Source organism: Ruegeria arenilitoris, assembly GCF_013035315.1.
Classification (GTDB): domain Bacteria; phylum Pseudomonadota; class Alphaproteobacteria; order Rhodobacterales; family Rhodobacteraceae; genus Ruegeria; species Ruegeria arenilitoris_D.
Genome location: NZ_WQHP01000004.1, coordinates 277540 through 291079, shown reverse-complemented (window position 1 = coordinate 291079; position 13540 = coordinate 277540). Strand labels below are relative to the sequence as shown.

The 13540-nt window shown below is 58.9% G+C and carries 11 protein-coding genes; 6 read left to right on the top strand and 5 right to left on the bottom strand.

The window, feature by feature from the left end; genetic code table 11:
- Positions 1-8: 8 nt before the first annotated feature.
- Positions 9-3062: an efflux RND transporter permease subunit gene (locus tag GOV53_RS11195; protein WP_170466661.1), complete on the top strand. Its 3054-nt coding sequence runs from the start codon at positions 9-11 to the stop codon at positions 3060-3062.
- Positions 3063-3097: 35 nt separating this feature from the next.
- On the opposite strand, the gene GOV53_RS11190 is transcribed toward GOV53_RS11195, so the two are convergent.
- From GOV53_RS11190 to carB, 4 genes are all read right to left on the bottom strand, one after another.
- Positions 3098-3313, bottom strand: coding sequence for a hypothetical protein (locus tag GOV53_RS11190; protein ID WP_170466658.1), 216 nt, complete (start codon positions 3311-3313; stop codon positions 3098-3100).
- A 152-nt stretch (positions 3314-3465) separates the two neighbouring features.
- Positions 3466-3639, bottom strand: coding sequence for a hypothetical protein (locus GOV53_RS11185; RefSeq protein WP_170466655.1), 174 nt, complete (start codon positions 3637-3639; stop codon positions 3466-3468).
- A 101-nt stretch (positions 3640-3740) separates the two neighbouring features.
- Positions 3741-3947, bottom strand: a complete 207-nt coding sequence (locus tag GOV53_RS11180; RefSeq protein WP_170466652.1) for a glyoxalase — start codon at positions 3945-3947, stop codon at positions 3741-3743.
- A gap of 299 nt (positions 3948-4246) precedes the next feature.
- Positions 4247-7591, bottom strand: a complete 3345-nt coding sequence (carB, locus tag GOV53_RS11175) for a carbamoyl-phosphate synthase large subunit (protein ID WP_170466649.1) — start codon at positions 7589-7591, stop codon at positions 4247-4249.
- 177 nt (positions 7592-7768) lie between these two features.
- Here carB and GOV53_RS11170 point away from each other — a divergent pair, with 177 nt between their 5' ends.
- The 4 genes from GOV53_RS11170 to aspS all read left to right on the top strand — a co-directional run bounded on the left by GOV53_RS11170 (position 7769) and on the right by aspS (position 12021).
- The gene (locus GOV53_RS11170; RefSeq protein WP_170466646.1) at positions 7769-8896 is read left to right on the top strand and encodes an aminodeoxychorismate synthase component I; all 1128 of its coding nucleotides are present in this window, start codon (positions 7769-7771) and stop codon (positions 8894-8896) included.
- Positions 8851-9495 carry an aminotransferase class IV family protein gene (locus tag GOV53_RS11165; RefSeq protein WP_170466643.1) on the top strand — a complete coding sequence of 215 codons (645 nt, stop codon included), beginning with the start codon at positions 8851-8853 and terminating at the stop codon, positions 9493-9495. Before GOV53_RS11170 ends, GOV53_RS11165 begins: the two co-directional genes overlap by 46 nt.
- Positions 9495-10166 carry a CPBP family intramembrane glutamic endopeptidase gene (locus GOV53_RS11160; RefSeq protein ID WP_170466640.1) on the top strand — a complete coding sequence of 224 codons (672 nt, stop codon included), beginning with the start codon at positions 9495-9497 and terminating at the stop codon, positions 10164-10166. Before GOV53_RS11165 ends, GOV53_RS11160 begins: the two co-directional genes overlap by 1 nt.
- Positions 10167-10245: 79 nt before the next feature.
- Positions 10246-12021, top strand: coding sequence for an aspartate--tRNA ligase (gene aspS / locus GOV53_RS11155; RefSeq protein ID WP_170466637.1), 1776 nt, complete (start codon positions 10246-10248; stop codon positions 12019-12021).
- Positions 12022-12262: 241 nt separating this feature from the next.
- Here aspS and GOV53_RS11150 read toward each other — a convergent pair whose 3' ends face one another.
- The gene (locus GOV53_RS11150; protein WP_170466634.1) at positions 12263-12979 is read right to left on the bottom strand and encodes a response regulator; all 717 of its coding nucleotides are present in this window, start codon (positions 12977-12979) and stop codon (positions 12263-12265) included.
- 135 nt (positions 12980-13114) lie between these two features.
- Here GOV53_RS11150 and mce point away from each other — a divergent pair, with 135 nt between their 5' ends.
- Positions 13115-13519, top strand: coding sequence for a methylmalonyl-CoA epimerase (gene mce / locus GOV53_RS11145; RefSeq protein ID WP_170466631.1), 405 nt, complete (start codon positions 13115-13117; stop codon positions 13517-13519).
- Positions 13520-13540: the final 21 nt, after the last annotated feature.

Below are 13540 nucleotides of genomic sequence, written 5' to 3'. Positions count from 1 at the left end.
GCAGATCGATGAACATAGCGCGCGCATCCATTGATCGCCCAATCTATACGTGGCTGATCATCCTGATCGCCCTGTTCGGGGGCATCTGGGGCTTCCTGTCGCTGGGTCGTCTTGAAGACCCGGCATTCACCATCAAAAACGCGGTTATCGCGACCCAATATCCCGGCGCAACCGCCGAGCAGGTGGCGCTTGAGGTCTCGGAGCCCTTGGAATCTGCCATCCAGCAGATGGGTGAGGTTGACACGATCACATCCGTCAACCAGCCCGGCCTGTCCCTGATCGAGGTCGAGATCAAATCGACCTATGACGGCACGGAACTGCCGGAAATCTGGACCAAATTGCGGGCCAAAGTGCGCGACACTGCGCGCGCGCTGCCGTCTGGGGTACAGCAACCACTGGTCAATGACCGGTTCGGCGACGTGTTCGGCCTGTTCTATGCCGTCACTGCCGAGGGCTTTTCGGATGCCGAAAAGCACGAGCTTTCGACTTTCCTGCGGCGCGAGTTGCTGACCGTTGACGGCGTCGCGGACGTTGAGGTGATGGGCCTTCCGCAAGAAGCGATCTTTGTCGAGCCCGATCTGGCCATTTCGGTGAACCAGAACGTGCCCTTGCAGGCGATCAACGAAGCGATTGCCAATGCGGATTCGGTTAACTCATCTGGTTCGCTTAGGTCCGACAATGACCGTACTGCGATACTGACCGCTGAAGGGTCGGACACGGTGTCGGCGATTGCGGGGCTGTCCGTAGGCTCGCAAGGGCAGGTCATCAACCTGTTTGATATGTCGGATGTCTTTCGCGGTCGCCTGACAGACCCCGAGGTGATGATCCGGTTCAACGGAACCGAGGCGTTCACGTTGGGCATTGCGGGCCTGTCCACGGAAAACATCGTCGAAGTCGGCAAGCGCGCGGATGCGAAGTTTGCCGAGCTGGACACGCAGATTCCTTTTGGCGTCGAAATCCTGCCGATCTATCAGCAACACGTGGTGGTCGAGCAGGCTTCGAACGACTTCCTGGTGAACCTCGCAATGTCCGTCGCCATTGTGGTTATCGTGCTGGCGCTGTTCATGGGCTGGCGCGCGGCCATAGTTGTCGGCTCGACCCTTTTGCTGACCGTTGTGGGCACGCTGCTGTTCATGTCGATCTTTTCGATCGAGATGGAGCGGATTTCGCTGGGCGCGCTGATCATTGCTATGGGGATGCTCGTGGACAACGCTATCGTTGTCGCCGAAGGCATGCAGATCGCCATGCTGCGCGGGAAGAACTCGCGTGATGCGGCGGATGAGGCTGCTTCGAAAACGCAGATCCCACTTTTGGGTGCGACCGTCATTGGGATCATGGCCTTTGCGGGTATTGGGCTTAGCCCGGACGCGACGGGTGAGTTCCTGTTCTCGCTGTTTGCCGTGATCGCGATCTCCCTGCTGCTCAGCTGGGTTCTGGCCCTGACAGTGACTCCGCTGCTCGGCCACTATTTCTTCAAGCAGGGCGAAGAAGGTGCCTTGGATGCCTATGGCGGGATCATGTTCCGCATCTACGGGGCCATCCTGCGCTGGGCACTGCGGTTCCGCTGGCTGGTGGTTGCCGGTCTGGTGGGCGTAACATTTGCCTGTTTTGCCGGGTTCGGTCTGGTCAAACAGCAGTTCTTCCCGGACTCCAACACGCCGTTGTTTTTCGTGCATTACAAGCTGCCGCAAGGCACACCAATCGCGCGTACGGCCGAAGATATGGCTGTGTTCGAAGAATGGCTGGACCAACGTGACGATGTCGTTGCCGTGACCACGTTCGTGGGGCAGGGGGCAACCCGGTTCCTGCTGACCTATTCGGCAGAAAAACCCAACCCCAGCTATGGTCATATGATCATCCGAACGGAGACCCTGGACGACATCCCTGCGTTGCAGGCTGATCTTGAGGCGTTCGGTTCGGCGCAATTCCCAGAAGGCGAGTTCCGCACCAAGCGTCTGATCTTTGGCCCCGGCGGCGGCGACCCAATCCAGGCCCGGTTCTCGGGCAGTGATCCGGCGGTCTTGCGACAGCTTGCAGATGAGGCGATCCAGCGAATGCGTTCCGCGTCCGAAAATGCCCTGCATGTGCACCATGACTGGCGCGAGAAAGAACTGGCAGTTCAGCCCATCTATGCAACCGAGCGGGCGCAGACAGCTGGTGTGACGCGTGAAGATATCGCCGGCACGCTGCAGTTCTCGACAGACGGTGTTCGAGCCGGTGTTTTCCGTGAACGCGACCGGCTGATCCCAATCATCATCCGGCGCCCGGCGGATGGTGAGTATTCGATCGTTGATCAGGTGGTCTACTCGGATCAGTCCGAGAAGTTTGTTCCCATTGAACAAATGGTCGACGGTTTTGACTACAAGGCGCTCAATACGCTGGTGCATCGCCGTGACCGGGTTCTGACGATTACAGTCGGGGCCGAGATTCCGGCGGGTTTCACGGCGGCCCAGGTGCATTCCGAAGTGCGTGCAGCCATAGAAGATATGGAATTACCTGCGGGCTATCGCATGGAATGGGGTGGTGAGTTTGAAAACGCGGGCGAAGCAAACGAAAGCCTTGGCCGCCAGTTGCCTGTAAGCCTGCTGATCATGGTGCTGATCTCAGTGTTGATCTTCAACGCTGTCCGTCAGCCGATCATCATCTGGTTGTTGGTGCCGATGTCCGTCAATGGTGTCGTCATCGGACTGCTGGGAACCGGATTGCCGTTTACATTCACAGCCTTGCTGGGCCTGCTCAGCCTGTCAGGGATGCTGATCAAAAACGGCATCGTTCTGGTCGAGGAAATTGATCTGGTTCGTGAGACTGGCAAGGGCCTGCGCGAGTCGATCATCGAAGCCTCGGTCTCGCGTCTGCGTCCGGTCATGTTGGCCGCGATCACCACCATTCTGGGGATGGCACCGCTGCTGACGGATGCGTTCTTCAAGTCCATGGCGGTGACGATCATGGGCGGTCTGGCCTTCGCAACCATCCTGACGATGGTCGCAGCTCCGGTCTTCTACCTGATCTTTTTTGCACGGGACGAAAAACGCGAAATGAAAGCGGCGGAGGCTTTGGGCTAAACCGCAGAGTAAATCTATGAATCCCGGGCGGATATCTATTCGGCCGGGGTTTTTGCCCACCCAATATTGGCGAAAGCCGCTTGGGTTTCGGGGTCTATGACACAGTTGGAAAGCGCACCGGCATCATAATGGCACCACGCGCTCGACGCGATCGGAGTGCCGAAAGGCTGCAGACCGTGCCCCGCTCGGTGATAACCGGCGAAGTCTTCGATCCATGTTGGATTATTGTCCCGCGATAGCGTTACGGCCACGTTCTTTCCCAGGAAGGAAGCCGAGTTCTGCTGTACCGAATTGACGGCGGATTCTACAAGCGCTCCGCCTCGTTCGAACACCAGAGTCTTTGGTCTGTTCTGTGCCCCAATGATAAGGACATCATAGAAATCGTGCTGTTTCAGCCTTGGTTTTACGACCTTTTGCCATCCAGATGGAACTGTCCTTCTCGAACTGCATCAAAAAGGCCGAACAGCTTGGGGCAGAGAATCGTAACGCGTCCGTTATCCCAGAACGCGTCGTACCAGAATGTATCATAGTCATAGACGTGTTCGGAATAGTCCGGTCCGGTATGCCCCGGCTTCATCTCGCACCGCAGTCCGAGACCCGTGAGGCTGCTGGAGGCCAATACGGGATGGGATTGCTTTGTCAAAATCGTTGGTTTGCCGCGCTGACGCAAGTTTTTACTCAGTTGTCTGAGTCCTTGGCCGGGTCATAGCAGTAACAGAAACAGGACAGCTTGTTCCCGTAGGGATCACGCAGATAGGTGGCATTGAAATCAGGCGCATCATAGTCCAAAATACCCGGCGCGCCATCAACTATGCTGCCGTGCTTCAGATCTGCTGCGCAGAATTGTCTGACCGTGGTGGCGAACCGGGCGAGGAAAGCCATCATCGTGCCGTTTCCCACACTCGCAGGCCGACCGTCAAAGGGCGTGAATACCTGAAACCCTGTTCTGGCTTCTGGCGCAAGGCACTAGCGCGCCTTTTCAAATGCTACGATGCCAACTGTTGTGTCAGATTAACGGGACAAATGGAACATCACAGGCTGCTAGGGACATAAGTGCAGCGAAAACCATGAATCTGCGCATTTGTTTTTTTCCTTCTGCTCGTTTCCTGAAAAAGATGCGCGCCCGAAGACACAAGGTCAACGGGCGCGTAAAATCGTCATGAATGCCAGCAGGTTCAGGCCGATCAGCCCTGCAATGATTTCACCTCGACATCGCCCTCGGCCTGCGCCTTGATTGCCAGCGCGGCGGCGTGGCTGGCCGCGGCGGTCGTGTAGTAGGGGATCTTGTCGTAGAGCGCGATCGAACGGATGGCCTTGCTATCTTCAACCGCCTGAGCGCCTTCGGTGGTGTTCATCAGCAGCTGTACCTGACCGTCTTTCAGCATGTCGACCACGTCCGGGCGGCCCTCATAGACCTTGTTCACTACCTCACAGGCAACGCCCTGTTCCGACAGCCAGCTTTGCGTGCCGCGCGTTGCGATCAGCGAAAAGCCCTGCTCGGTCAGTACCTGAGCGGCCTCAAGCATCGCAGAACCTTTGTCTGCGTCCTTGATCGAGATAAATGCGCGGCCCGAGGACGGCAGAACCATTCCTGCGCCCATCTGTGCTTTTAGGAATGCACGCGGGAAGTCGCGGTCCCAGCCCATGACCTCACCGGTCGAGCGCATTTCCGGCCCCAGAATTGTGTCGACGCCAGGGAAGCGAGCAAATGGCAGAACAGCCTCTTTCACCGAGAACCACGGCATGTCCGGGTCGGCCAGAGTCATCTGGTCGGCGATCTTTGTGTCCTGACCTTCTTGATAAGCCGGGCGTTGCGGGAAGTTGGCCAGCTTTTCACCGGCCATGACCCGCGCGGCAATCGATGCAATCGCACTGTCGGTCGCCTTGGCAACAAACGGCACGGTACGTGAGGCGCGAGGGTTCACTTCGATCAGATAGATCTCATCATCCTTGATCGCGAATTGCACGTTCATCAGGCCAACAACGTTCAGCGCCTTGGCCAGCTTGTATGCCTGATCCTCGATCTGGTCGATGATCTCTTTCGACAGCGAGTAGGGCGGCAGCGAACAGGCCGAGTCGCCCGAGTGGACGCCCGCCTCTTCGATATGCTGCATGATGCCTGCAACGTGAACGTCGGTGCCATCGCACAGCGCATCGACGTCCAGTTCCACCGCACCGGCCAGATAGCTGTCCAGCAGAACCGGGCTGTCGCCCGAGACCACCACGGCCTCGTTGATGTAGCGGCGCAGCTGATCCATATCGCGGACGATCTCCATCGCGCGGCCACCCAGAACGTAAGAGGGGCGGATCACCAGTGGGAAACCGATCTCTTCGGCGATTTCCAGCGCTTGTTCATCGGTCGAAGCAATGCCGTTCTTGGGCTGTTTCAGACCCAGTTCGTTGACCAGCGCTTGGAAGCGTTCACGGTCTTCGGCCAAATCGATGGCGTCCGGTGTGGTGCCGAGGATCGGAATGCCTTCTGCTTCCAATGCGTTCGCCAGTTTCAGTGGGGTCTGGCCGCCGAACTGAACGATCACACCGTGCAGCGTGCCGTTTTCCTGTTCCTTCGTCAGGATTTCCATGACGTGTTCAAAGGTCAGCGGCTCGAAATACAGGCGGTCCGACGTGTCATAGTCGGTCGAAACCGTCTCAGGGTTACAGTTGACCATGATGGTCTCATACCCCGCCTCGGTCAGCGCGAAACAGGCGTGACAGCAGCAATAGTCAAACTCGATGCCCTGACCGATCCGGTTTGGGCCACCACCGAGGATGACGACCTTTTTGCGGTCGCTGGGCCGGGCTTCGCACTCGACCTCACCCATCATCGGGGCCTCGTAGGTCGAATACATGTACGGCGTCTGTGCCTCGAACTCGGCGGCGCAGGTGTCGATGCGTTTGAAGACGGCATTGACCCCGAGGTTGCGGCGCGCGCGGCGAACATTGTCTTCATCACGGCCAGTCAGATTGCCCAAACGCGCGTCGGTGAAGCCCAGCATTTTAAGCTTGCGGATGCCTTCTTCGGTCACCGGCAGACCGTCTTTGCGGACCTGACGTTCGGCCTCGATGATCTCGCGGATGCGGGCCAGGAACCACGGGTCGAACTTGGTGACGCCGAAGATTTCGTCATCGGTCAGACCGTGGCGCATGGCTTGTGCGATGGTGCGCAGGCGGTCGGGGGTCTGCTGGCTGATTGCCTTGATGACGGCTGCTTTGTCGTCAGCCTCGTCCCAGACGCCCACATTCAGGCCAGGGATTTCGATCTCATCAAAGCCGGTCAGACCCGATTCCATCGAGGCCAGTGCCTTTTGCATCGATTCGTGGATGGTGCGTCCGATGGACATCGCCTCACCCACCGATTTCATTGCGGTGGTCAGATAGGGTTCGGACCCAGGGAACTTCTCAAAGGCGAATTTCGGGATTTTGGTGACGACATAGTCGATGGTTGGCTCGAACGAGGCGGGTGTGACCTTAGTGATGTCATTGTCCAACTCGTCCAGCGTGTAGCCCACGGCCAGTTTCGCGGCGATTTTGGCAATCGGGAAACCGGTCGCTTTCGAGGCCAGTGCCGACGAACGCGATACACGTGGGTTCATCTCGATCACGACCATCCGGCCATCATCGGGGTTGATCGCCCACTGTACGTTCGATCCGCCAGTCTCGACACCGATCTCTCGCAGCACGGCGATCGAGCCGTTGCGCATGATCTGGTATTCCTTGTCGGTCAGCGTCAGGGCTGGGGCCACAGTGATCGAGTCACCGGTGTGCACGCCCATCGGATCGACGTTCTCGATCGAGCAGACGATGATGGCGTTGTCAGCGGTGTCGCGCACCACCTCCATCTCGTATTCTTTCCAACCCAGCAGGCTTTCATCGACGAGGATCTGGTTCACCGGCGAGGCATCCATGCCCGAGCGGCAAAAATGGATATAATCCTCACGGTTATAGGCCACACCACCGCCGGTGCCGCCCAGGGTAAAGGCGGGGCGGATAATGGCGGGCAGGCCGATCTCTTCCAACTCGTCCAGAGCCATCTGCACGCCCGCATCCAGATCGGCAGAACCGTCTTCTTTGCGAGGTGCGGTCACGATGGTGGCTTTGGGGTTTTCAAGACCCAGACGGTCCATCGCCTCGCGGAACAGTTTGCGGTCTTCGGCCATTTCGATGGCGTCGCGCTTGGCCCCGATCATCTCGACGCCGAACTCTTCCAACACACCCATTTCTTCCAGCGCGAGCGACGTGTTCAGGCCGGTCTGTCCGCCCATCGTGGGCAGCAGGGCGTCGGGGCGTTCTTTCTCGATGATCTTGGCGACAACCTCGGGGGTGATCGGCTCGATATAGGTCGCGTCGGCCAATCCGGGATCGGTCATGATGGTCGCAGGGTTTGAGTTCACCAGGATGACCCGGTATCCTTCTTCCCGCAGCGCCTTGCAGGCCTGAGCGCCGGAATAGTCGAACTCGCAAGCCTGACCGATAACAATGGGGCCCGCCCCGATGATCATGATCGACTGGATGTCGGTTCTTCTCGGCATGGCCTTGTTCCTTCGATTGTCCGCGAGTCAGGGCACCCCCAAGCGCCCAAATTGTCCTGCGTTATAGGGACCGCGCGAAAAGGTTCAAGAGGTATCGGAAACGGGGGCGAAATTGCCGCTTTCTCCTCTTTCCCTCTCCGCCGTATCCTCTATATCGCGCAGCACGGTAAATTGAGGATGCAATTGCGTATTCGTTTTGATCAGGGGCCAGCCGGGGCCGGAACCAGTTTCGACCGGCCAGCCGACGTGATCCGCGCGGACAATGCGGAGGACGTGCCCCAGGCGTTGGCGGCGCTGGATGCCGCGCGCGCTGACGGTGCCTGGCTGGCAGGCTATGCCAGTTATGAGCTGGGCTATGCGCTGGAGCCACGCCTCTCTGACCGGATGCCGAACGGCCGCCGTCTGCCGTTGCTGTGTTTTGGCGTCTACGAGACGCCGGCTCAACAAGCGCTATCCGCGCCGGCCGGTGGCGTGACCCGCTTTGAACCACGCTGGGACGAGGCGCGGTACACCCGTGCGTTCGGGCAGGTGCATGACGCCATCGGAGCAGGGGACATCTATCAGGCGAACCTGACCTTCCCGATTGATCTGACGGTCGAAGGCGACAGCGCCGCGCTTTATGCAGCGCTGGCGGCAGGTCAGCCCGTGGGCCACGGAGCGTTGATCCAGCAGGATGGGTTGCCCGATCTGCTCAGCCGCTCGCCCGAGCTGTTCTTTCGCACCAACGCGGACAGAGGGATCGAGACGCGCCCAATGAAGGGCACACAGCCCCGCAGCGCCGACGAGGCCGAAGATGCTCGCCGCCGCGCGTTCCTGTCGCGTGACGAAAAGAACCGGGCCGAGAACCTGATGATTGTCGACCTGCTGCGCAACGACATCAGCCGCGTCGCGATGCCCGGATCGGTCAAGGTGCCCGAGCTGTTCAAGGTCGAAACCTACGCGACGGTGCATCAGATGACCTCACTTGTGCAGGCTCAGCTGCATATGGGCGCGGAACTGTCTGACATTCTGACGGCGCTCTTTCCCTGCGGGTCGATCACCGGCGCGCCCAAGATTCGCGCGATGGAGATTCTGTCCGACCTCGAACCCTGGCCGCGTGACATCTATTGTGGGGCGATAGGCTGGGCAGCGCCGGACGGACGGTCCGAGTTTAACGTTGCCATCCGCACGCTGATGGTCGAGGACGGCGCGGCCACCCTGAACGTGGGCGGCGGCGTTGTTTGGGACAGCACCGCCCCATCGGAATACGAGGAAGCGCTATGGAAAGCCCGCTTTGCGCACCAGATGATCCTGACTTCCGTCTGATCGAAACACTGGCTTTTCGGCCTGGTCAGGGTTTTGTGCGCCGAGATCGGCACCTTGCTCGCATGGCGCGGACCGCTATGGCGCTGGATGTTCCGTTTGACGCCGAAACAGCGACTCGAACGTTAGAGGCGATCGCAGGCGATGCGCCTTTGCGGTGTCGCCTCACTCTGTCCGTCGATGGCACGTTTGCAGTGACGACCGGAGCATTGGCCGAAAACCCGCCTGTTTGGCGCGTCGCGGTCGCGGAAACGCGATTGACCGCTTCGGACGTCTGGCTGAGGCACAAGACAACGCAGCGCGCGCTTTATGACGCGGCACGCGCTTCACTACCCAAGGGAATCGACGAGCTTCTGTTTTTGAACGCGCGCGATGAACTCTGCGAAGGGACAATCACAAATCTCTTTGTGCGCATGCCGGACGGGCAATACCTGACTCCTCCGCTGTCCTGCGGATTGCTGCCCGGTATCCTGCGCGAGGAACTGATTGATAATAAACAGGTTACCGAACGCGCCTTGTCCTTGACCGATCTGAAAAACGCGGAAAAGGTCTTTGTAGGGAATTCCTTACGTGGCCTTATCCGGGCGGAGTTGGTGGGATAGTGACCAGACAAAGCGAATGGGCGGAGGATGCGGCGTACCACATGCGGTTGCGTCTGGAGTTCGGCCTATTCTTCATCGCTGTTCCAGTCCTGATTGCGGTGTTTTTCCCGCCGAACTGGATGTTTCCATCATTGTTCACTTTCACCGCGATCGGCATCATCCTGTTGCACATAACGCCCGGTTTTTCCTGGGCAGAGCTTCGTTACAACTGGCGCAATTGGACTTGGGCCGAGCTTGCCATCTTTGGTGTCGCCATGACAGCGTTTTGCTCGGCGGTGGTTATGACCACACACCCGGATGCTGCCTTTCGCATGCTTCTCTATCGGCCTGAGTTCTTGGCTATAATCTGGCTCGGCTACCCGGTGCTTTCGGCCTTGCCGCAAGAGCTGTTGTTCCGTTCGCTGTTCTTCCGCCGTTATCACGCCATCCTGCCGAACGGGTCCGCAGCCTATCTGCTCAACGCCTCGCTGTTTTCACTGGCGCACCTCATGTATTGGAGCTGGATCGTCGCCGTTATGACCTTTGGCGGAGGGCTGCTGTTCACTTGGGCTTATCGCAAGCGCGGATCGTTTTTCTACGCGGTGCTGCTGCACGCGATCGCCGGGAACATCATCTTTGCCGCCGGTCTGGGCATCTATTTCTATTCCGGCAACGTTCAAAGGCCGTTTTGACGGCGCGACCTGCCTTGACTTTCCAAGCCTGACAGGGTGTATCGGCGCGACGAATTCTGCGCCCGAAGGGATATGATCCATGCACGCCTATCGCAGCCACACCTGCGCCGCTCTGACCGCCGCCAATGTCGGTGAAACCGTCCGCCTGTCCGGTTGGGTGCATCGTGTCCGAGATCACGGTGGCGTCCTCTTCATCGACCTGCGCGACCATTTCGGCGTCACCCAGGTTCTGTGCGATGGCGATAGCGCAGCCTTTGCCGAGCTGGAAAAGGTCCGGTCCGAATGGTGTATCCGCATCGACGGCACCGTCAAAGCGCGCGATCCGGAGCTTGTGAACCCGAAACTGCCCACCGGTGAGATCGAAGTTTACGTGCGTGAGCTCGAGGTTCTGGGTGCGGCTGACGAACTGCCACTGATGGTCTTCGGCGATCAGGAATACCCCGAGGAGACCCGTCTGCGTTATCGTTACCTGGACCTGCGCCGCGAGGCGATGCAGCAGAACATGACCCTGCGCTCGGACGTTGTTGCGTCGATGCGTCGTCGCATGTGGGATCAGGGCTTCCGTGAGTATCAGACACCCATCATCACAGCCTCGTCGCCTGAAGGCGCACGTGACTTCTTGGTGCCCTCGCGTCTGCATCCGGGCAAGTTTTATGCGCTGCCGCAGGCCCCGCAGCAGTTCAAACAGCTGATCATGGTGTCGGGCTTTGACAAGTATTTCCAAATCGCGCCGTGCTTTCGTGACGAAGACCCGCGCGCCGATCGCTCGCCGACCGATTTCTACCAGCTTGACCTTGAGATGTCGTTTGTCGAGCAGCAGGACGTGTTCGACACGATCCAGCCTGTTCTGACTGGTGTGTTTGAGGAATTCGGAGGTGGCCGTAAGGTCGATCAGGAGTGGCCGCAGATTTCCTACAAGGACGCGGCCCTATGGTACGGCACCGACAAACCCGACCTGCGGAACCCTATTAAAATGCAAGTGGTCTCCGACCATTTCCGCGGGTCTGGCTTCGCGATTTTCGCGAAGCTGCTGGAACAGGAAGGCACCGAAATCCGCGCGATCCCAGCGCCGAGCGGTGGCAGCCGCAAGTTCTGTGACCGAATGAATGCATTCGCCCAAAAAGAAGGTCTGCCGGGGATGGGGTACATCTTTTGGCGGGATCAGGGCGAAGGGATGGAGGCTGCAGGTCCGCTGGCCAAGAACATCGGCCCCGAGCGCACCGAGGCGATCCGTCAGCAGCTGGGTCTGGGCGTTGGTGATGCGGCCTTCTTCCTGGGTGGCAAACCGAAAGCCTATGAAAAGGTTGCCGGCAAGGCGCGCGACGTGATCGGTGAGGAACTGAACCTGACCGAAAAAGACCGGTTCGCCTTTGCCTGGATCGTGGATTTCCCGATCTACGAGCAGGACGAGGAAACCGGTGCGATCGATTTCGAACACAACCCGTTCTCGATGCCGCAAGGTGGAATGGAAGCGCTGAATGGCGATCCGCTCGATGTGCGTGGCTACCAGTATGACTTGGCCTGCAACGGGTATGAGCTGGTTTCGGGCGCGATCCGGAACCATAAGCCCGAGATCATGTTGAAAGCCTTCGAGCTGGCCGGGTACGGCGAGGATGAAGTGAAAAGCCGCTTTGGTGCGTTGTTCAACGCGTTCCACTATGGCGCGCCGCCGCACGGTGGTTGCGCTGCAGGCATCGACCGTATCGTTATGTTGCTGGCGGATGAGGCCAACATTCGCGAAGTCATGATGTTCCCGATGAACCAGCGCGCCGAGGACTTGATGATGGATGCGCCCTCGGATCCGACCTCGGATCAATTGATGGAACTGGGTCTGCGGATCATTCCTCAGGACTGAGATTGACAAAAACCCGCTGCATCACTTGCAGCGGGTTTTTTTTTGGCTTGCTGTGGAGCGTTGGGGGGAACCGGCGCAAACCATCTGCTTGCTTATCTGCCTAGACCTATTACTGCAACTTCAGAGCAGCGGGTCCTTGAGTGATCTGCGGCTGCTGCGAATACTGCGCGCTGTCGCGCGGGTGTGTGTATACGCCCAGATGCACAGGATCGTCGCGGTTATGAAATAGGCTATCACCATCTTATATCGCCTCGCGCTGTTGGAAACGGGATTGCGCCAAACCGGCGACCCGCGCCGCTACGGCTGTGACGGGGGTGCCGCCAGCACGTGACTCGGCCAGCCGTTGTGCTGCGTCTGCCAGAACGGTATCTTCGGCATCCCGCGCAACGCCGCGCAGGAATTGGGCCGCGTAGTCCAACGTGCATTGATCATTCGGTCCGGCCAGAACGTCTGCGATATGGGCCATGTCGTCCCGATAAGCCATCGGATCGGGGCGAATAACCTCATCCCGGACAGCGTGCAGGCTGTTGGGCCTGCGGTCTTCTGGCAAACGTTCCAGGATCGAGGTCTGGAAATAGGCCAGGGACTTGAGAGGTTTTGCCAGAAACCCATCTGCCCCCGCTCGCATCGCGGCGCGTTCGGTGTAGTCATCGCCGGACATGCCCAGGACGGCACCGATGCGTGGCGTAGCCTCGGACAATTCGGCAATCAGATCCGCGCCAGAGCCATCCGGCAGCCCCATATCGATCAGGATGACAGAGGGGCGGTAAATCTGCAGATGCCGACGCGCGGATTGCAGGCAATCCGCCCGCCTGATGCGTGCGCCGCTGTGCAGGCACATCAACCGGATGGCATCGCAAGCATAGCGGCTGTCTTCCACAACCAGAATGGTTTGTCCCAGCAGGGGCCGTGTGGCCGTTGGCTGCGCGGGTGAGGCGAAGTGGCTCGAATCGTCCATGGCAGAACTCCTAATCAGCAGATGCCTCACGCTAGGAACTTCTGGCTAACACGGCGTTAACGGCAATTTGGCGCACTTGTTCTTTGATCATTCAACCCCCATAACCGCTGCAACGCAGAACGTAAGGAGAGTTCCATGATTGGTCGTCTGAACCACGTCGCTATTGCCGTGCCTGATCTTGAAGCCGCGTCCGAGCAATACCGCAATGCGTTGGGCGCCAAGGTTGGCGAACCGCAAGACGAACCCGATCATGGTGTGACCGTCGTGTTCATTGAACTGCCCAACACCAAGATTGAACTGCTTTATCCGCTGGGCGATGACAGCCCGATCAACGGGTTTCTGGAAAAGAACCCCGCAGGCGGTATCCACCATGTCTGCTATGAGGTCGAAGACATCATCGCTGCGCGCGATCACCTGAAGGAAACCGGTGCGCGCGTGCTGGGTTCGGGTGACCCCAAGATCGGTGCGCATGGCAAACCCGTGCTATTCCTGCACCCCAAGGACTTTAACGGCTGCCTGGTCGAACTAGAACAGGTGTAACGCAACCCCGGAGGGGATGAG

Excerpts from the sequence above, each read along its gene's own strand:
- GOV53_RS11195 (WP_170466661.1), top strand. The coding sequence starts at position 9 with ATGAACATAGCGCGCGCATCCATTGATCGCCCAATCTATACGTGGCTG.
- GOV53_RS11185 (WP_170466655.1), bottom strand. The coding sequence starts at position 3,639 with ATGAAGCCGGGGCATACCGGACCGGACTATTCCGAACACGTCTATGAC.
- GOV53_RS11180 (WP_170466652.1), bottom strand. The coding sequence starts at position 3,947 with ATGATGGCTTTCCTCGCCCGGTTCGCCACCACGGTCAGACAATTCTGC.
- carB (WP_170466649.1), bottom strand. The coding sequence starts at position 7,591 with ATGCCGAGAAGAACCGACATCCAGTCGATCATGATCATCGGGGCGGGC.
- GOV53_RS11170 (WP_170466646.1), top strand. The coding sequence starts at position 7,769 with ATGCAATTGCGTATTCGTTTTGATCAGGGGCCAGCCGGGGCCGGAACC.
- GOV53_RS11165 (WP_170466643.1), top strand. The coding sequence starts at position 8,851 with ATGGAAAGCCCGCTTTGCGCACCAGATGATCCTGACTTCCGTCTGATC.
- aspS (WP_170466637.1), top strand. The coding sequence starts at position 10,246 with ATGCACGCCTATCGCAGCCACACCTGCGCCGCTCTGACCGCCGCCAAT.
- GOV53_RS11150 (WP_170466634.1), bottom strand. The coding sequence starts at position 12,979 with ATGGACGATTCGAGCCACTTCGCCTCACCCGCGCAGCCAACGGCCACA.
- mce (WP_170466631.1), top strand. The coding sequence starts at position 13,115 with ATGATTGGTCGTCTGAACCACGTCGCTATTGCCGTGCCTGATCTTGAA.